This window comes from Pseudoalteromonas sp. SG43-7 (assembly GCF_014164295.1).
GTDB lineage: Bacteria > Pseudomonadota > Gammaproteobacteria > Enterobacterales > Alteromonadaceae > Pseudoalteromonas > Pseudoalteromonas rhizosphaerae.
On the sequence record NZ_JACJEY010000048.1, the window covers coordinates 1 to 20,809 of the forward strand.

The following is a 20,809-nucleotide window of genomic DNA, read 5'->3' on the forward strand; positions in this document are numbered from 1 at the left end:
AGCAGTTATACTTTGTAAATTTAGGAGCGTATCGTGCTGATAGCTTAGCTGAGCAGCATGACTTTGCGTTATATGTAGCAAGTAGTAGCGACGAAGCTAAACAAAGAGCAAAAGAGGATTTACTAGCAGGTTTAAGTCATATTCATAAAGATGACTTACATGATGTAGATGATTGCTTTGCAATTGACTTGCTCGACAGTCAATTACATATCAAGCTAACCCCGAGCGAGCAATCTCAAGCGATTAAGCCCGATTGGTTTGGTTACCATATATTATAAATAATCAAGAGAGTGTGTGGTACAAGCGTTAGCCGTTATCACTTTGTTCTGCACGCTCTTTGTCTTCACTGTTACTGGCAATTTTAAAAGCGATAATCACTAAGCCAAACATAGCAAAAGGTAACGCAGCAAGCATATACTCGGTAACATTGCTATCTTGGAAGCTGGCTTGTAGTAAAAAATGCCCAGCAATACACAGTAAAATAACAATCAGTAAGATCGGTAATAAAATAAGTTCTTTTTTAGCAGAATGAGTTTTCATTATTAGGCAGTACTTTTACAAGGTGCGCCATTGTAATGAGCAAACCACTTTTAGGTCAAACAACTAGGCTGATAAATTACTTTTGATTGCGTTATGTCATGTTTTTCAGTATCAGAGTTAGGTTCGCTACTGTTTAACTCATCACTATCTTCATAGCTGTATAAATCAAAAATAAAATCAATTTCTTCACGTTTCAGTATCGCTTGCATATTGCCTCCTATCTTATCAACTTAGTTAAGTAGTAAGCATATGTCTGCGCGACTGAATTGTAAGTGAACATTAACCGTACAAAATGTGTATAAATGTAATCCTTAATTATTATTAATAGGCAGTCGAACGGTAAAAGTCACACCATCAGCTTGTTGATTATTAGCCGCGCTAACTGTGCCTTTATGGTATTCACACACTAAACGTACTATATAAAGCCCTAAACCCAAGTGTGGTTGCTGCTGCAGTTGTTGACTACGTACCGACACCATTGAATCAAAAATATGCTCTGTTAATCCCTCGGGTAAAAGTGGACCTAGATTACTGACACATAACAGGGCTTCATTATCATGTTGATCAAGGCTGACACTTATAGCGCTATCTTCAACACTAAACTCTAAGGCATTATTGATTAGTTTATCTAGCAACTGAGCAATAAACTCAGGCGCGCCGTTAAGTAGTAATGGTTGCGGACAAATATTAAGGCTAAATTGCTGCTGTGCATAGGTTAGCTGGTAGCCTTGCATACAACCATTGATCACATTTCGCAAATCAAACGGTTCAGCTTCAGCGCTTTGAATACTTTGCTCAAGGCGAGTTGCTTCGCTCATGGTGGTGATTATTTTACCTAAACGCTCGACTCCTTCACTGGCACGATCAAGGTATTTTTGGCTCAGCTCACTTTGTGGCTGCATTTGTAAGTTTTCAAGGGAACTACGTACGACCGCAACGGGTGTTCTGAGTTCGTGAGATAATCGCGACGACATGGTTTCTAAATAGTTAGTGTAACCACCTAAGCGACTTACAATATTTGCAAAACTGCGAGATAAATCGCCAATTTCATCGTTTGAATCGCTGTAATTAATAGTGCCAGTTACTCGCCCTTGAGCATCAATGGCTTGCTCTGCGGTATCTCTTAAGCGACGAATACGACTGGAGATCCTTGATGCAAAAAAGAATAACGTTACTGTGCCTATTAGCATCACTGCTAAAATCACATTAAATAGTTTCTCTAACGATTTGTTGCGTAATGTGCGAACACCATTGGTAGTCTCTTCGGCCACTACAGCACCAATGACCTTATCTTGGATCCAAATAGGATATGCGGCTGATAAAATAACCGCTTTGTTATCTGGAGTGAGTCGCCAAGACGATGCTGGTGTGCCACTGAGTGCTTTACCTATATGTGTGCCTTGCATCGCTGCGACATCGTGCAAGGTATCTAAAAATTCATTTTCAGGGCGGGTAAGTACTTTATAGTAAAGTGGATGTAAGTAGTTTTTCTCAAATCGTTGCCACCAGGTTTTTGCTGGCTGGTCATTAAGTCCATCAGCCCAAACGCCGTCGGCATGATGAATTGATCCCGACTGCGCTAACACGCGGTGATGATTATCAACCACCCAAATTCGGCTGCCGCTGTGACCCATACCTTTTAATATACGATTTATTTCAGGGGAGGGCACCAGCACTGAGCCAATATCATTGGGGTTTTGTAAGTTTGAAGTCGACATAGTCTGTGGCTCAGGCTTGCCTTGATCCCAATCTTCAATTGCAAAGCCGAGCTTATTGCCAAGCATCGTTAGCGGAAACCGCAACTCTATGTTATAGCCAGTCTCTGTACTGACAAAATAGCCTTGAATTTTTGTTATTGGGGTTTTGCTTTGTGCGTCAAATGCGTTGATCCAGCCATCTTGGCGAGCGGCAACAATATAGTGCTTAAATTCTCCTTGTGGGGTTTTTAACATGATCTGTAAGTGATCATTACGGGTTAAACTTAGGGTGTTTTTAGCGCGATAAACCACCGAGTCATCGGTAACTTTAAATACTGCATATAAAAAGTTTTCATATTTACCAACCATATGCTCAAACGATAAGTCCTCAAGCTGATGGTCTGGTTTATTAGTTTGTAAATAGCGCTCGTCGTAATGCCAAAAAAGACTTTGATAAGGCTGCCAGTCCGACAGTTTGCCATCAAGTTGAATGGGGTTACTAAGGTTATAGGCGTAGAGATCACGGCCTTTTATAACCTGATCTAAAAAATTGGTTTGCGAGTCAAATAATGCTGGGCGCTCATGCAGGGCCGTGGCGAGTGCTCGGGTAGTGCCGACTAAGGTTTTTTCTTGACCTTGGCGCAGAAATTTTTCCATTTCCCACACGTATTCATAGCCAAGCCAAGGCAGTAAAAATAAAAAACACGACAGCAATATAAATTTACTGCGCAAACCAAAGCGCAGCATTACACTTGCTCCCAGCGATAACCCATACCGTACACGGTATCTATACAATCAAAGTCAGTATCTAAAGCGATAAATTTTTTGCGAATACGTTTAACATGAGAAGTGATAGTGCTGTCATCAACGTAAATCTTTGCATCACTCATTAGTTCGTTACGGCTTTTTACATGCCCAGGGCGCTGTGCCAGTGAATGCAGCATCCAAAATTCAGTTACGGTTAAATCGACTATTTGCTGCTGCCAAAATACTTGCATGCGTTTAGTATCAAGCGTGAGCGGGCCGCGATTGAGTAAAGCATTTTGATCAGCGGGTTGCTCGAGTGCTTCCATACGTCGAAACAGTGCACCAATACGAGCCGCCAAATGCGCCATGCTGATATCTTTAGTGAGATAGTCATCAGCGCCCATGCGTAGGCCACACACTGTATCTATTTCGCTGTCGCGGGCGGTTAAAAAAATAATCGGCAAGGTTTTAGAAAGCGAACGCAGAGTTTGGCATAGTAAGAAACCGCCATCAATTTCATGACCTAAACCAATATCGACAATCGCTAAGTCTGGTAGTGCGTCATTAAAAGCATGCTCTGCACTTTGACGGTTGCTATAGCCGCTGACCAGATAACCCTGCGCGCTGAGCATTTCCATGTAATTTTCGCGGATCGCGGGTTCGTCTTCAATAATTGCAATCTTCTTCATTTACAGCACCTTCTTATATTCTAGTTGCACTATACCTAATTTTTTTGCTTTCGCACTGGCGAAAAAGCAATTGCCTTTTTTTTGCCACAATTGCTCAGCAGTTTGCCTTTTTTGCTCCCCTTTGTTGCCACTTGAGCTTGCTTTAATGGCGTTATACCAAATCGGGCAGCTACCAACCCATGAGTTGCCAACTATTAAGTAATTAAGCAAAAAAGGATTACACCATGAAAAAAATGATTATCGCTTGCACTGTCGCTACTATTTTTGCAGCACCTAACTTAGCCCACGCTGACACAGTTGCAGTTAAAGCAAAAGAAACTCATAAAGAAACGGTGATAGGTTTAAGTACGGGGGCAATTGTTGGCGGTATTGTTGGCGGCCCAATTGGTGCCTTTGTTGGTGCATTTGCCGGAGGCTTGATTGGCGAGCAAGAAGTGGCAGAAGATAAAATTGCCGAGCAACAACGAGCTTTAGTTGTGCTGCAAGATAAAACCGATGATTACCAGCATGTACTTGCTCAAAATGCGCAAATGAGTGAGCAGCTCGATAAGCTTGAGAGTAATAACGAACGCCTTGCATTAGCCAAAATGCACAACCTAATGGCAATGACCATTCAATTTAAAACCGGTTCAAGTGAGATTGCCCCGCACTTTGCCAGCCAACTTGATCAACTAGTGAATTTACTACAAAGCCAGCCAGACTTGCAGCTGGATTTAAATGGCTTTGCCGATCAACGTGGTGATGAGCTCGCTAACTTAGCGCTTTCAAAACAGCGAGTCGCAAATGTACAAAGCTACTTAATAAAGCAAGGTATTAGCCATACCCGCTTAACGACTACCGCATTTGGTGAGCAACAAACTGTGGCAGATAGCGATAATTATGAAGAAAACATGTTTGACCGCCGTGTAACGTTAACAACTCGTCCAAGCACGCAGCCGTATAACCAAACCGCGAGTAACTAATCGCCATTTTGCCAAGTAGCCGCCAAGGGAGTGATTTTTATGTTGAGTAAACCAAGCAAAGTGCTGACCCGTAGCCATTTATGGTTACGGGGAAGCCTTTTTACCTTCATCGCGTTTGTTAGCTGTGCGAGTAACGCCAGCACATCGCCAGAACTAACTATGTTCGACAGCAATGGTGCAAAGGCAGCGCCTGGCGTTATCTTAAAAAGTGATGCCACCATGACAGTCACCGGATTGATAAACCATGTCGTGGTAACTCAACATTATCGCAATGAAAACCCGTTTGCTGTTAATGCACGCTATGTCTTTCCGCTGCCAGAGGAAAGTGCGGTGCATGCTATGACTATGCACATTGGTGAGCGAGTGATCAAAGGTGAAATTGATAAAAAAGCACAAGCCGAGCTGCGTTTTCAACAGGCGCAACAAGCGGGTAAACAAGCCGCTTTAGTGCGCCAGCAGCGTGCAAACATGTTTGTCACTAATGTGGCAAACATCGGCCCCGGCGAAGAAGTACAAATAGAGCTGCAATATCAAGAAGTGATTGATTATCGCAGTGGTACATTTGCACTACGATTTCCAACCACGATAACGCCGCGTTACCATCCGATTAATGGGGTATTAAATGAAACAGCAGAGGATATGATTGACTCGCAGAGTAATGAGTTATCATCAGCGAGTATTGCTGCCACGGGGTGGATAGCACCGATTTACATGGCCACTAAAAATGCAGGCGCGGTTCAAGGCGAGTTTAAGCTAACGGTTAATATTGATGTTGGCCTAGAGCTGGTGGATATTCAGTCTAAATATCATCGTATTAATACCGAAAATCTGGCATTTGGTCAGTATCAAGTTACTTTAAATGAACAACGTGCCGTGAATCGTGATTTTTTACTGGAGTTTAAACCGCTGCAAAAAGAGCAAGCGCAAGCCGCATTTTTTACTGAGCAGCTCAGTAATGGTGAGCGTTATGGATTATTAATGTTGCTGCCGCCGGATGATCATTTTACGCAGACTCAGCGTCTAGCAAGAGAAATGATTTTTGTAGTCGACACTTCCGGCTCTATGCACGGACAGTCAATGGAGCAAGCCAAAAGTGCACTTCATTATGCGTTATCGTTACTTGATAGTAACGACAGCTTTAATATTGTCGGCTTTGACGATCAAATTATGCCTATGAGCGATAAACCTGTGCCGGCTAATGATTTTAATTTACGCCGTGCTGAGCGCTTTGTATATAATTTACAAGCTGATGGCGGCACTGATATTAAAGGGGCATTAGATGGTGTACTAGATGCTCGTGAGCATCTAGGGTATGTGCGTCAAGTGGTATTTTTAACCGATGGCAGTGTCAGTAATGAAGATGCATTGTTTAAACATATTAGTGCGCAACTAGGTGATAGTCGTTTGTTTACGATTGGTATCGGTAGTGCGCCTAATAGTTACTTTATGCGTCGAGCTGCAGATGTTGGGCGCGGAACGTTTACTTATATTGGCAGCAGTAGTGACGTGCAACCAAAAATGCAGCAACTATTTGATAAGTTAGCTCATCCTGCAATTACTCAACTTGCGCTAAGCAGTGATTTGGCAAATCAAGCTCTTGAATATTGGCCATCGCCGTTACCCGATCTGTATTTTTCAGAGCCGGTGATGGTTGCTATAAAGCTTGATAATAATGCCGGCGTTACTTTAGCGGGGCAAACGGCGCAAGGACCGTTGTCGATAAAGTTAAATACACAACAAGGGCGACCGGCTCATGGAATTGCAAGGTTGTGGGCACGGCAAAAAATTAAATCATTATTACTTTATAACGAGCAAGAGCAGGTTAAAGCACAGGTTGAGAGTCTAGCGCTTGAACATCAATTACTTAGTCCGTTTACCGCCTTTGTAGCGATTGAACAGACAGCATCGAGCACTGTTGCTGAGCAGAATGTGCAAGTGGTTAATCAACGACCTCAGGGTCTAGCAATGAGTTTGCCACAAACTGATGGGCAAAGCAGACTACATATTTTACTCGGTTGCATGCTGTTGGCTGGATTTGCAGTGTCGAGACTGAAAAAATGAAAGCAGTGATTGGCGCTATATTGTTGATTGTTGGCTTGGCGTTGCTTGGTCATGGTAGTTATATGCAAGCTAAAGCCTGGCTGGCACAACGCCTTATAGAGCAGGCTTGGCAAGTGGCACTGACAACGCCAGAGCAACAAGTTAAACCCTGGTTCTATGCTGATAGTTATGTAACTGCACAACTGAATTGGCCAAGCCAAAAGCAAACCTTAACAATATTAGCAGGAGCCAGTGGCCGTAACTTAGCGTTTGCCCCGAGTCACTTTTTAGCTAGTGCAGAGCTAGGCTCTGAGCAAGCAGGCGTGTTAATTGCTGGACATAATGACACTCACTTTGCTTTCTTACAAAAAGTGAATGTGGGTGAGCAATTTAGCTTACAAACGCAAAATGGCCAAATTGATCGCTATCGAGTGCGTGGGATTGCGGTTATTCATCAGTCCCAGTACGATTTTTTAGCGCATAAAGGCTTGTATTTATTAACCTGTTATCCGTTTGACTCTTTAGCCTCCGGGACTGAATTACGATTATTAGTCTCTGCCGATAAATTGCCATCACCTGCATCGGTGTTATCTATGTCTACTACCAATTCTTGATGACGCTGACTTATCATTACACCTACAAATACCACGCCAATGCTGAGCCATTGGCTAAGAGAAAGCACTTCTCCCAAGATAATTGCTGATAATATTAGGGTGAAAATCGGTATTAAATTTGAATAGGCTGCGGCAGTGAGCACCGATACCTTACTAATTGCGTAATTATACAAACCATAGCCGCCTAAGGTGACGCAAGAACCTAAATATAAAATACTTAATAATGCGCCAAGGTCATGTTGATTTTCACTGGGTAAATCAATAAACAGTAGAAATGGCGCAAAGAACAGACTACCGCTAAAACCTTGCAGTGCAATTAAGGTTAATGGTGAGTAGCGAGCAACTAAATGTTTAACTGAAATAGTATAAAATGCAGCGCAGACCATTGCCATTAACTCCAAAAAGTTACCCAGCAATGGATTGGGAGCCTGTTCTGAGCTTGGCGACATTAAAGTTAATAAGATACTGCCGCCAATACAAAAAGTGAAACCAATCACAATGGCCTTACTAATATACTCTTTGAGCATAAAAAACGCTAAAAGTGCTACGATAATCGGTAAGCACGATACAATAACCCCCGCTTGAGAAGCTGAAGTATATTCCATCGCATGGCCTTCAAATAAAAAATACAAACAGGGCTCAGCCAGCGACATCCCCACCAGATATTTCCAGTCACCTTGATGATATTTAAAGCGAATAACGTAACGCCATAAGCACAATGCCATGACTAAGGTGGTTAACATGCGTAAAAAAATCACCAGTGCAGGGTCATAAATGGCGATCGCGTATTTCAGCGCGATAAAAGAACTACCCCATAAAAAGGTGGCGATTATTAAACATAAACTGGCTGGCATGAAGGTCGCTTTAAAGTGAATTAAAACACGATCCTAGCACGTCAGCACCGTGATTGAATATTTTTAACTTGTTCAAAAATCGATAACTGGTATAAATAAATCCTTCAATATTTTTGTGTAGTAAAAAGCATGCAAAGGGCACAGGTAATAGTGGTTAAGCTGGGAACGAGTGTACTCACTGGTGGAACCGATAAACTCGACAAAGCACACATGGTTGAATTAGTTCGCCAATGTTGTGAATTAAAAAAGCAAGGTCATCAAGTTGTGCTGGTATCAAGTGGCGCGGTGGCTGCTGGCCGAGAGCAACTATTAAAACCCTGCGGTCGTTCTTTGATTGATAAACAGATGCTTGCCGCGATTGGTCAAGGTCAGCTTATCCACATTTGGCAAAGCTTATTTGCTTTATATGGCGTGAATGTAGGGCAAATGCTACTGACTCGCGCTGACGTTGATGACCGAGAACGCTACCTCAATGCCCGCGATACTTTAACTGCATTATTAAGTTATGACGTGGTGCCAATCATTAATGAAAATGATGCGGTCGCAACTGCTGAAATTAAAGTCGGTGATAACGACAACCTCTCAGCACTGGTCGCTATATTAGCTAATGCCGACAAATTATTATTACTAACCGACCAAGAAGGTTTATTTACCAGTGATCCACGTACTGATGTTAATGCGCAATTAATTGACGAAGTGGCACATATTGATGATGAGTTACGCCAGCTTGCTGGTGGCAGTGGAACTAGTCTAGGCACGGGTGGTATGGCAACGAAATTGCAAGCCGCTGATATCGCTCGTCGAGCCGGGGTGGAAGTGATTATAGCCAAAGGTGCTGGTAAAAATGTGATCCTTAATTGTATGAGCGAACAGTTACCAGGCACACGCTTTGTAAAGCTAACAGCGCCAAGAGATGGCCGTAAAAAATGGCTGTTAGCTGGACCTAAAAGTAGTGGCCAAATAGTGATTGATGATGGCGCAGTAAATGCTTTACAGAAACAAGGCGCTAGTTTATTAGCCAAAGGCGTACGCGGTGTGCGCGGGCAGTTTGAACGTGGCGATTTGATTGATTTAGTCACCAGTGATCAACAATTAGTGGCCCGTGGGTTAGTACGTTTTAGTAAAGCTGAAACCGACACTATTAAAGGTTGTCATTCAAGTGAAATAGCTAAGTTACTAGCTTTTGATTGCGGTAGTGAAGTGATCCATCGAGATGATTTGGTGTTGTTTTAGATTATCAAGCTACTACATTGTAAAACATTAAAGTCATCCCTTGAGGATATAAATGAATAGTTTAATAATACAGCAAGACTCAAGCTTTTATTCTTTGATGCCGGCCTTTTCACTGCGGTATTGAGTTTTGCTTTATATTTTTAAAATAACGTGGATTGCTTTACCTTTTAGGAGATGGATTCGCGTTCTTTGATGCTATTTTAGCTTTATATTCTGTGCTAAAATCTGTGCCCTTAAATTGTTGTAAACAGGGCCCAGTTGATGAAATTAGTTCGTTGGTTATTAGGTAGTTTGATCTTATTTTTTGATTTTGTTTTTACACCACGTAGTAAAAAACGTCCTGCGGGAGAGCAAGCTCAGCTTGATCAACTCACTGCACAATTTAAACTATATCAATTCAAAGCTTGCCCATTCTGCGTAAAAGTGCGCCGTGCAATTAAACGCGAAGGGTTAAAAGTTGAAACGCGCGACGCGAAAAGTAATGAACGGTATCGTCAAGAATTGCTCGAACAAGGCGGAAAAATAAAAGTACCGTGTCTACGTATCGAAAAAGATAACCAAGTCACTTGGTTATATGAATCAAACGATATCATTGCTTACTTAAATAAAGCTGCAGCTTAATATTCATTTTTCAAGCGCATTTGCTGTGTTAGCATTTAGCGCATATTTTATTGTCCATTGAAAGAGAACATAACCATGACAATTCGTACACGTGTTGCGCCGTCACCAACCGGTGACCCGCATCTTGGTACCGCTTATATCGCCTTATTTAATTACTGTTTTGCTAAGCAGCAAGGTGGCGAATTTGTACTTCGTATTGAAGACACAGACCAAGTACGTAGCACTTCAGAATCAGAACAAGCGATTATGGATAGTCTTCGTTGGTTAGGGCTTGAATGGGATCATGGTCCTGATGTCGGTGGTGAGTTTGGTCCTTATCGTCAATCAGAGCGTAGCGATTTATATAAAAAATATGCGCATCAGTTAGTTGATGATGGCAAAGCATTTTATTGTTTTGCAACCAGCGAAGAGTTGGACCAAATGCGTGAAGAGCAAATGGCTGAAGGCCTGCGTCCTAAATACGATGGCCGTGGTTTAAACCTTACTGATGACGAAATTAAAGCCAACTTAGCTGCCGGTAAGCCTTACGTTATACGTATGAATATTCCAAGCGAAGGTACCTTTAAATTTAACGATTACTTACGTGGTGAAATTGAGATCCCGTGGGAAAACGTTGATATGCAAGTGTTACTTAAAGCCGATGGTTTCCCAACTTACTTTTTAGCTAACGTGGTTGATGACCACCATATGGAAATTAGCCATATTTTCCGTGGTGAGGAGTGGATCAACTCTGCGCCTAAGCTGCTAAAATTATATGAAGATTTTGGTTGGCAAGCGCCGGTGCTTGGTCACTTACCACTATTACGTAATCCAGATAAGTCAAAGCTATCTAAGCGTAAAAATCCAACTTCTATTAATTACTATAAAGAAATGGGTTACTTACCTGAAGCGGTACTTAACTACCTTGGACGCATGGGCTGGTCAATGCCGGATGAGCGTGAAAAATTCACGCTTGCTGAAATGATTGAACATTTTGATATGAAGCGTGTATCACTCGGTGGCCCAGTATTTGACGTTGATAAACTAAGCTGGTTAAACGGCATGTGGATCCGCGAAAACTTCAGCAACGAAGAGCTAATTCAGCGCTTTGTAGATTGGAAGTTTAATGGGGCAATGCTTGCTAAAGTATTACCAGAGGCGAAAGCCCGCATTAATACCCTATCAGATATGGTTGATTTAGCCGGTCATTTTGTCGGTGGCATTCCAACTTACGACCCTGCGTTACTGACCGCTGGTAAAGCCGATGAAGATGTAATTCGCCAAGCTTTACAGTTCTTTATCTGGGAGCTTGAAGGCTTACGAAGCTGGGAAAAATCAGCAATATTTGCTATAGCTAAAGCGGTGTCTACTTTCCATGAGCTGAAGATTAAAGACTTTTTAGAGCCGATATTTGTCGCTATTACTGGCAAAACGTCTTCAACATCAGTACTTGATGCAATGGAAATATTAGGCTCAGATCTATCGCGCGCACGTTTACGTGTAGCACTTGCGCATTTAGGTATCTCTAAAAAGCAAGCGAAGAATATTGAGCGTGCGTATCGCGAGTATCCTGCTGCATAGGTAAAGTAATCTAGCTAAGCTTGATGATCATTAGAAGCCGAACTTTATTAACGTGGAGTTCGGCTTTTTTGTGGAAAAATAATGGAGTATTGCCAACAAGCAAAGCTAGTTTGTGGACGATGAAATAATAATAATTGGCTGTTCTCACGCAATTTGTTAGCTCAGCAGTGAGAAGTGGGATATCGGTGGTTTATTTTTTTCAAAAAAAGCCGTGTTTTAAATCAACACGGCTTTGTTGTTTTAATTAGCTTTACCCTAGACTTTGAACTCATCTACAGATAAGCGTAACTCTTCGGCAAGTTTAGCGACCTCAGAGCTTGATATATTAGTCTGATTAGCTCCTTCAGCGGTTTGTTCTGCAATGGCTACAATAGACTCAAGGCGCTCGCTAATCTCTTGTGAGACTTGTTGTTGCTCTTGTGCTGCTGTCGATATTTCTTCACTCACATCATGTGCTAAAGCAACCGCTGAGGTGATTGAATCCAGTGCTGCGTTGGCTAGGTCTGATTGTTCAACACAAGAATCAGCTTGTTGCTTGCCTTTAGACATTGCAGTCACGGCTGCTTCCGCGCCTGTTTGCAATGATTCTATCATGGCTTGAATTTCTTGAGTCGAGGCTTGTGTTTTACTAGCCAATGAACGAACCTCATCAGCAACAACGGCAAAACCACGACCTTGTTCACCGGCACGTGCTGCTTCAATAGCTGCATTAAGTGCTAGTAAGTTAGTTTGATCCGCGATACCACGAATAACATCAAGAATACTACCAATCGAGGCGCTATCTTGATGAAGCTTATTAATGACTAGTGAGGCTGATTCAACTTCACGAGCTAGCTGCTCAATGGTCGATTTATTCTGGCTAGAAATCCCCTTAACACGTTCAGCTTCTTTATCGGCATTTTTGATTTCTTTAAGTGCCTGTTGTGCGCTATTGCTTACTGTTTGCGAGGTACTGCTCATTTCCGTTGTCGCTGTTGCAGCTTGCTCTACCTGAGCTTGTTGATTACGGATTGCTTGGCTTGATTCACCGGTAATAGCAGACGTTTCTTCTGAGGCTGCGGCAAGTTGTGTGGAACGAGATATAATGCCTTTGATCAAGCTGCGTAAGCTGGCGATAAGTGTATTACAACTACGCGATAGCTCACCAAATTCATCTTTAGCCGTATCATCAAGACGTTGTGTCATATCGCCACTAGCAACAATATCAAGAATGCGGTTAACTTCTGCAAGTGGTTTAGTAATGCGATTAACTGTTATATAAGCCACTATTATAGCTAGTAAGGTAGCACTTATCATACCAACCCAAGTCCATAAGTTGGCTGAGTCGACGTCGATCCTAACTTCTTTTTGTAATTCAAAAGCAACATTACTCGCTTGAGCGACTAACTCGTTGAGTTGTTTTAATGCAGTTGCCGTAGCTTGCTCTGCCTCAGTAAGTTCCGTTTCAGTCATTGCGATCACATCAATTAAACGCTTTTTATTAGCTGAAATACTATTGTTGCCGAGAATGTTATCGCGAATAGAGACAAAGTAGTTGTTTAGATCGTTGTATAAACCCGGCTCAGCGGCTTCAACAACCGGTTTGAGTAGCTTTAAACTACGCTCAATTTCTTCTAAATAATAAAGCTGCTCATTTTTGACGATATCTAAGGTATTTTGGGTTTTAACTGTCAGCATGTCAGTGCTGTTAGTCACCAAAGATAAAAAGTTATTTTCTAATTTATTAGCTGCTTGATAGGCTCTGCTATCACTGCTTTCTAAACCATCAATATCGATAATATCCAAAACCACAGAGTTAGCATCTTCTGCAGCAAGCTCAATAGTTTCTAACTGTGCTCGTAATGATTTATTGAGTTCTAATTGAGTTTTTTTATCTTTTAATAAATCTTCTACTAATTTAATAAAACTTTTGTAAGTTCGTTCCACGCTTTGACTACTTTGATTTAGTTGAGCATTGTCACTGACAACTTGTCGTAATTGCGAGTAAGATTTATCAAAGCGTTGTTTTTGTTCGAACACTGATTTTTCAATTGGCGCAAGCTCTGCAGCTGAAGTGGTATAAAAGCTTGCTTGGGCAGCTTTACTCATTAAGATAAACTCAACCTGAAGTTCAGAACTTTGTTCCAGTGCAGGCAATGATAATTGATTTACTTGCTGCGCTGAATTATTAATATTTGCGATTCTGAACAGTGAATTACCCCCAATTAAAAGAAGTAATAAGGTGATACAAATAAAACCACCCCAAATACGCTGGCTGACAGTTAAGTTCATATAAAAATTCCATAAAGAGAGTAGCAATTAGACTTTATCGGCTTTATTGCGGATAAGTTAAGTAATTAAATTTAATTACTTTTAACATTTATAACTTTAAATCTAACAGAAGATGAGTTTTTTTTCAGGTTATTTAGATAGAATTAGCTGAATTAATGCTGAATAATTGTTTGTTTTTTAATTCTAGCAAGGTCATAGCTCCACCCCACACACAACCAGTGTCTAAAGCGTAGATATTTTCATGATCGGTTACACCTTCAAGAGCAGCCCAATGACCAAAAACAATATGTTGTTTAAAAGTTGTAAATTTTGGGTGCTTGAACCAAGGGATCATTGCAGTAGCGTTAGCAATACCACCTTTATAGCTTAACTCTAATTGTTCATCAAGAGTTAAAAATCGCATTCGAGTAAAGTAATTTACAATATAACGAAACCGCTCAAAGTCATTGAGTTGTTCACTCCAAAGGCTAGGATGCTGCTCATACATATGTTTGAAAAAATCGCGCGCATTCTCACCTTGATAGCAGGATTCAGCAAATTGTGCATGTTGTAGAGCCTGTTCAATTGACCATGCAGGGTTGAGGCCGGCGTGGCTAATAAATACCTGTTCTTTTTCAAGCCATAAAGCAAGTGGTTGCTGCTGTAACATGGCTATATAAGCAGGTAGCTTTGTGGAATCAAGCAGGGCGGTGAGCTTGTCTTTAGGATTAGCGGGTTTATCTAACATGTAATTGGCAATCAGGTGTAAGTCGTGATTACCCAAGGTAACGGTGATGCTATCTTGATGTGTATATATATAATCTAGGCAGGCAAGTGAGTCGGGGCCGCGGGCGACAATATCGCCCACTAAATAAAGGTGATCTTTGCTTGGGTTGAAGTCAACTTGCAGCAACAAAGCTTGAAATTCTTTATAACAACCTTGTAGATCACCTATCGCATAATTTGCCATTATTTAACCTAAATTCGGGAGAATAAATCTATCTCCTGTGGCTATTTTCAACGCTAACTGCGTTGAATCTACTTGCAATAGGCCAGCTATTGACGCGTAAATTCGCCTTGTTATCTCTGAAAATCTCCGACAGGACAGCTTAAAGGCTAGTTATATCATTAAATCAATGCGTTAATAAATATCTTAACCCGATTTCAGGTTATTTAATGTAAAATATTAGGCAGTGATAAACGAAAAACATTAATAGGTGCATCAAACTCTGTACCGAACTCATTCTTCAAGGTGTAATAACCTTGCATCGTTCCTACGGGAGTATCTAGCACTGCACCACTGGTATATTTATAGCTTTCACCAGGACCAATAGTTGGTTTTTCACCGACTACGCCTTCACCTTGTACTTCGATTTCTTTACCATTTGCATCAGTGATCAACCAATAGCGGCTAATTAACTTTGCGCTGCATAGACTGTGATTTTTAATGGTAACGGAATAAGCAAATACATATTTATCAAGTTCAGGTTGTGATTGACCCTCAACATAAAATGTTTCTACCGATACTTTGATGGGTGAGCCCAAATTACTGCTTGTTGTCATAAATCCAATTAGCTATATCAATAAATTGTTGTAACGAAAGGCTTTCAGCACGCAACGTGATATCTATACCAATGCTAGTTAATTCATCTGCGGTGAGTAAATTAGCTAAGCTGTTGCGCAGTGTTTTGCGGCGCTGATTAAAGGCCTCTAAACACACAGTGTTAAGAATTTTAGTACTTTTTGCTGTACGTTGCTCTGGCTTTTTCGGTATTAAACGAATAACGGCAGAATCAACTTTCGGTGCTGGTTTAAAACACTCTGGTGGTACTTCGATGACAGGCATTGCATTACAGTAATACTGTGTCATTACACTCAAGCGACCAAATGTTTTACTACCAGGTCCTGCTACCATGCGTTTTACCACTTCTTTTTGTAGCATAAAATGCATATGCTCAATGTTGTCGGCAAACTCGAATAAATGGAACAGTAACGGTGTTGAAATATTGTACGGTAAATTACCAAACACTTTTAGTTTGTTGCGGTCAGCTTTGATCAAACTTGAAAAATCAAATTTCATTGCATCACCTTGATGCACAGTAAGCTTAGGCCCTAAAAAAGGATGCTCAGTTAAGCGCTGGGCTAAATCTTTATCTAGCTCAACAACCGTTAAGTGGCCACTTAGCTCACTTACCGGTTCAGTGATAGCACCTAGACCAGGACCGATTTCAACTAAATTATCTTCAGGTTTAGGATCAATCGCGGTGACGATTTTATCGATGATCATCTCATCACATAAAAAGTTTTGCCCAAAACGTTTGCGGGCGCGGTGTCCTAAATGTACTTTATCTGTCATTGATTTTGTGCTTTTTCATGGGCGAGCTTAATTGCTTCGCGGATCGCTAATTCAAAACTACCAACATCAGCATCACCAGTACCGGCTAAATCGAGCGCCGTACCGTGATCAACTGAGGTGCGTATAAACGGCAAACCAAGGGTGATATTAACCGATTTGCCAAAACCTTTGTATTTTAGCACAGGTAAACCTTGATCGTGATACATTGCCAGCACAGCATCAGCTTGTGATAGATATTTGTCTTGGAACAAGGTATCAGCAGGCAATGGCCCGATTAAATTCATACCTTCACTATTTAGCTGTTCAATGGTTGGGGTGATGGTGTCAATTTCTTCACGCCCTAAATGGCCATCTTCACCCGCATGAGGGTTAAGCCCACAGACTAAAATACGTGGTTTTTCGATACCAAATTTAGTTTGTAAATCATGGTTTAAAATACCCGCAACTTTACTTAAACGCTCACTTGTAATAGCACGTGATACATAAGCTAGTGGGATGTGCGTGGTCACTAGTGCAACTCTTAAGCCTTCAGTAGCTAACAACATCACCACATCAGGGGTGTTTGATTGCTGGGCAAAGTATTCGGTATGGCCGCTAAATGAAATACCAGCTTTATTGATAATACCTTTATTAACAGGGCCAGTTACAACCGCAGCAAACGTACCATTCATATTTTTTTCGCACGCGATACGTAAAGTATCGAGTACGTATTGGCCGTTGGCATCATTTAATACACCCATTTCAACTTCGGCACCTAAATCAACTTGGTGCAGATAGACACTCCCTGCTGGAGCGATTGCTGCTGCTGCGTTTTCATCAAATGGAATTAAATTGATTGTTAAACCAAGCTGTTTGGCTCGCTGTTGTAATAACTGCTTATCAGCAATCACAACCAGCTGCGCAGGCCAATCATGCTGTGCAAGTTGCAACAGTAAATCTGGGCCGATCCCGGCAGGTTCGCCGGGAGTAATTGCAATACGTAGAATCATTGGTTATTCATCAATTGGGAAAATTTCAACATGGGCTTGCTCACGCATTTCTTGCTGCCAGTTAAAGCTTTCTTCTTTAAATTTACGATTAAAGAGCATGCCATGAGCACGGTTACGTTTAGCTAGTTCGGTTTTATCAGCAATGCGTTTGTCTAATAGCTGCACTATATGCCAACCAAATGTGGTTCTAAACGGGTCACTGATCTCATTTTTATCAAGTGATAGTAGGGCGTCTCTAAACTGTGGCACATAGGTTGTAGGATCTGTCCAATCGTACTCTCCACCTTTAAGTGCAGAGCCTGGATCTTCTGAATACTCTTTAGCAAGCTCACCAAAATCAGCTGTACCTGCGCGTAACTCTTTGGCAAAACCATTTAGCATATTGCGGGCTTTTTCTTCACTTAAGATAATTGACGGCTTGATTAAGATATGGCGAGAACGAACTTCAGTTGTTTCAACAACCTGGCGACCACGAATATCTTGCACTTTAATGATATGAAAACCAGCGCCAGAGCGTAGCGGGCCGATAATGGCATCTTTTTTAGTGCCTTTAACTGCTTCAGCAAATAATGACGGCATTTCATTGATACTCATATAACCTAGCTGACCACCTTCAAGAGCTTTTGAACCACTTGATGATGAAATAGCGATGCGTTTGAATTCTTTACCTTCTCGTAAAAATTCGATGACTTTATCGGCACGAGTTTTTGCATCAGAAATTTCATCTGCAGTGGCATTATTTGGAATATCAATGAGGATATGACCAATGTCATACTCTTCCGTATTTTGACCTTGGCTTTCCATTATTTTTAAAAGGTTATCAACTTCTTGCGGGCTAATATAAATACGACGATCTACGTTTGCGCGCATCACTTGTTGAGTAGTAATTTCTTTACGAATTTCTTCACGATAAGACTGGAAACTCTCGCCTGACGCTTCAATCGTACGGCGCAAGTCTGCAATTGTTCCGCCTTGTTCTTTAGCCATACTAACCAAAGTTTGATCCAGTTGACTATCAGAGATTTCTAACCCCATACGCTCGGCTAATTGCATCATCAGCGCTTGATTTACTAAGCGCTCCATTGCTTGAATGCGTAGCGTATCATCCGAAGGTAATTCTTGTCCTTGCTCTTTGGCTTGGGTTTTTACACGGTTAACTATGGTGTCAACTTCACTTTGTAAAATAACCCCTTGGTTTACAATACCAACCACCTTGTCTATTTCAACAGGGGCTGCGAAAGCGCTTTGGTATAAACCAAGCGTCAAAAATGCTGATGCTAATAATTTTTTTAAATTCATACTTTTTCTAATACTCTTGCTAATAGTACGGTAATACTAGTTATTAAGAAAATACGGTCTACGATAGCCAAAAATACCTTGTTGTAATAATTTTTGTGCATCATAACGGCTTTTACTACCTAACCCTTTTAAGACAATATTAAACCCAATGCTTGAATCAAAAGTGGCTTGTTCTTGGCCTATCGCTTGATTTAAATCAGTTGCGATTTGGCGACGACCGGTAATTTGAAAGGCCCAACAGCAGGATTCATATTGCAATCCGCTGAACACCTCGACACTACGACCGCTTTCTAAATCGCGGTGATAGCTACTTACAAACTGCCATTGATCACTGAGCGGAATGCTAGTAAAAAAGCCAACTTGTTCGATTGTATTGCCTGAGACATCATTTGCATAGCGATGGTTCAATTGTACCAGCTGATTATCGTCACCTTTATAATCTAAAGTCACATTTGACTGGATAATCTGCTTTCCATCGGTGTCATACTGAATTCCGCCTGATAAATACCAGCGGCGGTGCCAATGTAACATGGTTTGTGCGGCAAACAAGGCATTATAGTTGGTATCTGAGTTTAACCCTTGTGATGTTGGCTTGGCAGAGTCACTTAAATAAAATATTTGACCGGCACTAAAATTAAACAATTCTTCGCTTTTATTATTAAATAAACGCGTGGTTGCACCTAATGTAAATTGATTCGCTGCGGCTATACGATCAACGCTTGAGAAGCGACTATCACGGAATAAACCAAAAAAATCATCTTGTAGTTTTGTCGTATCGTATAAACCTATATCGGATTGATCTTTATTTGGTGTATACAAATATTGCACTTGTGGCTCTAAGGTTTGAATCCCATCATCAGCGAAGATAGTGGTATCACGCTCAAAGTTTAATTGGCTGTATAAACGCACTTTAGGCAAGGTACGTGAAACTGATTTAGCATAATCGGTATTAGCTAAATCACCTTCTTGCTTATAGTTAGTGTGCAGTAAGCTAAATTCAGCAAAAAACGACCAAGCATGCTGTTGATAAACATACCTTACTTTGGGTTCGATGTGCACTCGAGTGGCTTTTTCTATGATTGCTGTATCATTAGTAAAGTGGCTCAGTTCACCGTCTAGGGTCAGTTCAATATCCTGAAAACTAAATGGTGCTGTTTGTGAAAAGCTAATTTGTGGCCATGCCGCATACGATTCAAGATGATCACCGAGCACTTCAAAGTTTTGTACTTTAATATCTGTACGCCAAGTATCACCTAAGTGTGATAACGAGCCAGTACGATACAGTTGGGTGTCAGTACGTGTTGCGTAATTAGAACCCAAATCAGTGAGATAGTTATCATCGCTGACGTTGGTTATATCAACATTTGCACGCCAGTTTTCGGCAAAATAACTTTGTTGTTGCCAGTGAAATAGAAAGCGCTCTTTGAGTTCTGGTTCGGAGTCGTCTTTGTCAAGGTATTCAAGTGCTACGAGACCTTCATTGATATCACTTAAATAACGAAACTCGGTTTGCAGCTGTAAGCCTTTTTTAGACATATAGCGAGGTGTAATCGTGGCATCAAAGTTTGGTGCAATATTCCAATAATATGGAGTAACAGTTTCTACGCCGTAGCGATCTGAACTGGAAATATTGGGTGTTAATAAGCCTGATTTTCTTCGATTATCAATTGGGAAAGTGAAATAGGGTAAATAAAGTACTGGCGTATCCATAATACGTAATACCATATCATGGGTTTCGCCCCAGCCTTCTTCACGGGATAATAAAATTTGTTCAGCTTGAATTGCCCACACGGGCGTATCGCTTGGACAGGTAGTAAAGCTTGCGTTCAGCAGATCTAAGCCAGACTTATTAATGGTGAGCTTTTCTGCACCGCCGTGTGCTTGTTGATCCGTCAGCTTATAATCGGCACCAAGTAGGCTGATTTCAGAACTATTTAAATCAGCATTAAGACCTGAGCTATTTACTTCACTGATAGTGTCACGGTAAGTAATAGGGCCAGTTGCATTAAGTAACCCACGCTGTTTGTCAATTAGCGCACTTTGTGCGGACAAACTCATAGTAAGGGTGTTAATATCAACATTACCGGTAAATTCTGCGCTTTGGGTGCCAAGCAGTTCAATATCATCTGAACGGATATCGATCATGCCTAAGTCAAGGCCAGCAAGCGGTTGCCAAGCTCTGGTTTGCATTGAATTGCCACAAAAGTTGTGTGTCAGTTCAGTTTCGGCGAACGATGGTGCGCTGATCACACTTAGCATCATCATGCCCCAGGTTTTGCTCATTTATTAACCTTAATATGCTGTCGTTGGATGTAAGAATGACATAATAAAGGAAAACAATGGCAAATACAGTAATTG

General features: G+C 41.3%; 19 protein-coding genes. 7 read left to right on the plus strand and 12 right to left on the minus strand.

The window, feature by feature from the left end; translation table 11 throughout:
- Positions 1-278: DUF1543 domain-containing protein (locus H5200_RS17880; protein ID WP_182762062.1), on the plus strand; the 278-nt coding region annotated here is incomplete at its 5' end.
- 28 nt (positions 279-306) lie between these two features.
- On the opposite strand, the gene H5200_RS17885 is transcribed toward H5200_RS17880, so the two are convergent.
- The 4 genes from H5200_RS17885 to pdsR form a co-directional block, all read right to left on the minus strand.
- Positions 307-540 (minus strand): hypothetical protein, encoded by a 234-nt coding sequence (locus tag H5200_RS17885; protein WP_145235415.1) that lies wholly within the window; start codon positions 538-540, stop codon positions 307-309.
- Between the two features lie 50 nt (positions 541-590).
- The gene (locus H5200_RS17890) at positions 591-749 is read right to left on the minus strand and encodes a hypothetical protein (RefSeq protein WP_179959192.1); all 159 of its coding nucleotides are present in this window, start codon (positions 747-749) and stop codon (positions 591-593) included.
- A gap of 102 nt (positions 750-851) precedes the next feature.
- Positions 852-2,984 carry a proteobacterial dedicated sortase system histidine kinase gene (pdsS, locus tag H5200_RS17895; protein WP_182717163.1) on the minus strand — a complete coding sequence of 711 codons (2,133 nt, stop codon included), beginning with the start codon at positions 2,982-2,984 and terminating at the stop codon, positions 852-854.
- Positions 2,984-3,673: a proteobacterial dedicated sortase system response regulator gene (gene pdsR / locus H5200_RS17900; protein ID WP_145235419.1), complete on the minus strand. Its 690-nt coding sequence runs from the start codon at positions 3,671-3,673 to the stop codon at positions 2,984-2,986. Before pdsR ends, pdsS begins: the two co-directional genes overlap by 1 nt.
- A 224-nt stretch (positions 3,674-3,897) precedes the next feature.
- Here pdsR and pdsO point away from each other — a divergent pair, with 224 nt between their 5' ends.
- Genes pdsO through H5200_RS17915 form a run of 3 tightly spaced genes read left to right on the plus strand, consistent with a single transcriptional unit; the run spans position 3,898 to position 7,289 of the window.
- Entirely contained in the window at positions 3,898-4,635 is a 738-nt protein-coding gene (pdsO, locus tag H5200_RS17905; protein ID WP_182762064.1) for a sortase-associated OmpA-like protein PdsO, read from the plus strand.
- 39 nt (positions 4,636-4,674) lie between these two features.
- Entirely contained in the window at positions 4,675-6,696 is a 2,022-nt protein-coding gene (locus tag H5200_RS17910) for a marine proteobacterial sortase target protein (protein WP_182762066.1), read from the plus strand.
- A complete protein-coding gene (locus H5200_RS17915) occupies positions 6,693-7,289 on the plus strand; it encodes a class GN sortase (protein WP_182731794.1) in 597 nt (198 codons plus the stop codon). The genes H5200_RS17910 and H5200_RS17915 overlap by 4 nt, the downstream gene beginning before the upstream one ends.
- On the opposite strand, the gene H5200_RS17920 is transcribed toward H5200_RS17915, so the two are convergent.
- A complete protein-coding gene (locus tag H5200_RS17920) occupies positions 7,181-8,143 on the minus strand; it encodes a DMT family transporter (RefSeq protein ID WP_145235428.1) in 963 nt (320 codons plus the stop codon). The genes H5200_RS17915 and H5200_RS17920 overlap by 109 nt on opposite strands.
- Positions 8,144-8,272: 129 nt before the next feature.
- Here H5200_RS17920 and proB point away from each other — a divergent pair, with 129 nt between their 5' ends.
- The 3 genes from proB to gltX all read left to right on the plus strand — a co-directional run bounded on the left by proB (position 8,273) and on the right by gltX (position 11,557).
- Positions 8,273-9,376 (plus strand): glutamate 5-kinase, encoded by a 1,104-nt coding sequence (gene proB / locus H5200_RS17925; protein WP_182762068.1) that lies wholly within the window; start codon positions 8,273-8,275, stop codon positions 9,374-9,376.
- Positions 9,377-9,637: 261 nt separating this feature from the next.
- The gene (locus tag H5200_RS17930; RefSeq protein WP_182762069.1) at positions 9,638-9,997 is read left to right on the plus strand and encodes a glutathione S-transferase N-terminal domain-containing protein; all 360 of its coding nucleotides are present in this window, start codon (positions 9,638-9,640) and stop codon (positions 9,995-9,997) included.
- Between the two features lie 75 nt (positions 9,998-10,072).
- On the plus strand, positions 10,073-11,557 hold the full coding sequence (gene gltX, locus H5200_RS17935; protein WP_182717159.1) for a glutamate--tRNA ligase: 1,485 nt from the start codon (positions 10,073-10,075) through the stop codon (positions 11,555-11,557).
- A gap of 255 nt (positions 11,558-11,812) precedes the next feature.
- Here the strand turns inward: gltX and H5200_RS17940 are convergent, their stop codons facing one another.
- The 7 genes from H5200_RS17940 to lptD all read right to left on the minus strand — a co-directional run bounded on the left by H5200_RS17940 (position 11,813) and on the right by lptD (position 20,734).
- Complete coding sequence (locus tag H5200_RS17940) at positions 11,813-13,828, minus strand: methyl-accepting chemotaxis protein (RefSeq protein ID WP_149982095.1); 2,016 nt, start codon at positions 13,826-13,828, stop codon at positions 11,813-11,815.
- Between the two features lie 133 nt (positions 13,829-13,961).
- The gene (locus H5200_RS17945) at positions 13,962-14,777 is read right to left on the minus strand and encodes a symmetrical bis(5'-nucleosyl)-tetraphosphatase (protein WP_182717157.1); all 816 of its coding nucleotides are present in this window, start codon (positions 14,775-14,777) and stop codon (positions 13,962-13,964) included.
- Positions 14,778-14,980: 203 nt separating this feature from the next.
- Positions 14,981-15,370 carry a Co2+/Mg2+ efflux protein ApaG gene (gene apaG / locus H5200_RS17950; protein ID WP_145235442.1) on the minus strand — a complete coding sequence of 130 codons (390 nt, stop codon included), beginning with the start codon at positions 15,368-15,370 and terminating at the stop codon, positions 14,981-14,983.
- Positions 15,354-16,163, minus strand: a complete 810-nt coding sequence (gene rsmA / locus H5200_RS17955) for a 16S rRNA (adenine(1518)-N(6)/adenine(1519)-N(6))-dimethyltransferase RsmA (protein WP_145235444.1) — start codon at positions 16,161-16,163, stop codon at positions 15,354-15,356. The genes apaG and rsmA overlap by 17 nt, the downstream gene beginning before the upstream one ends.
- Complete coding sequence (gene pdxA, locus H5200_RS17960) at positions 16,160-17,152, minus strand: 4-hydroxythreonine-4-phosphate dehydrogenase PdxA (RefSeq protein ID WP_182717156.1); 993 nt, start codon at positions 17,150-17,152, stop codon at positions 16,160-16,162. Before pdxA ends, rsmA begins: the two co-directional genes overlap by 4 nt.
- Before the next feature lie 3 nt (positions 17,153-17,155).
- Positions 17,156-18,451 (minus strand): peptidylprolyl isomerase SurA, encoded by a 1,296-nt coding sequence (gene surA / locus H5200_RS17965; protein WP_182762070.1) that lies wholly within the window; start codon positions 18,449-18,451, stop codon positions 17,156-17,158.
- 36 nt (positions 18,452-18,487) lie between these two features.
- Positions 18,488-20,734, minus strand: coding sequence for an LPS assembly protein LptD (lptD, locus tag H5200_RS17970; protein WP_182762071.1), 2,247 nt, complete (start codon positions 20,732-20,734; stop codon positions 18,488-18,490).
- Positions 20,735-20,809 lie beyond the last annotated feature (75 nt).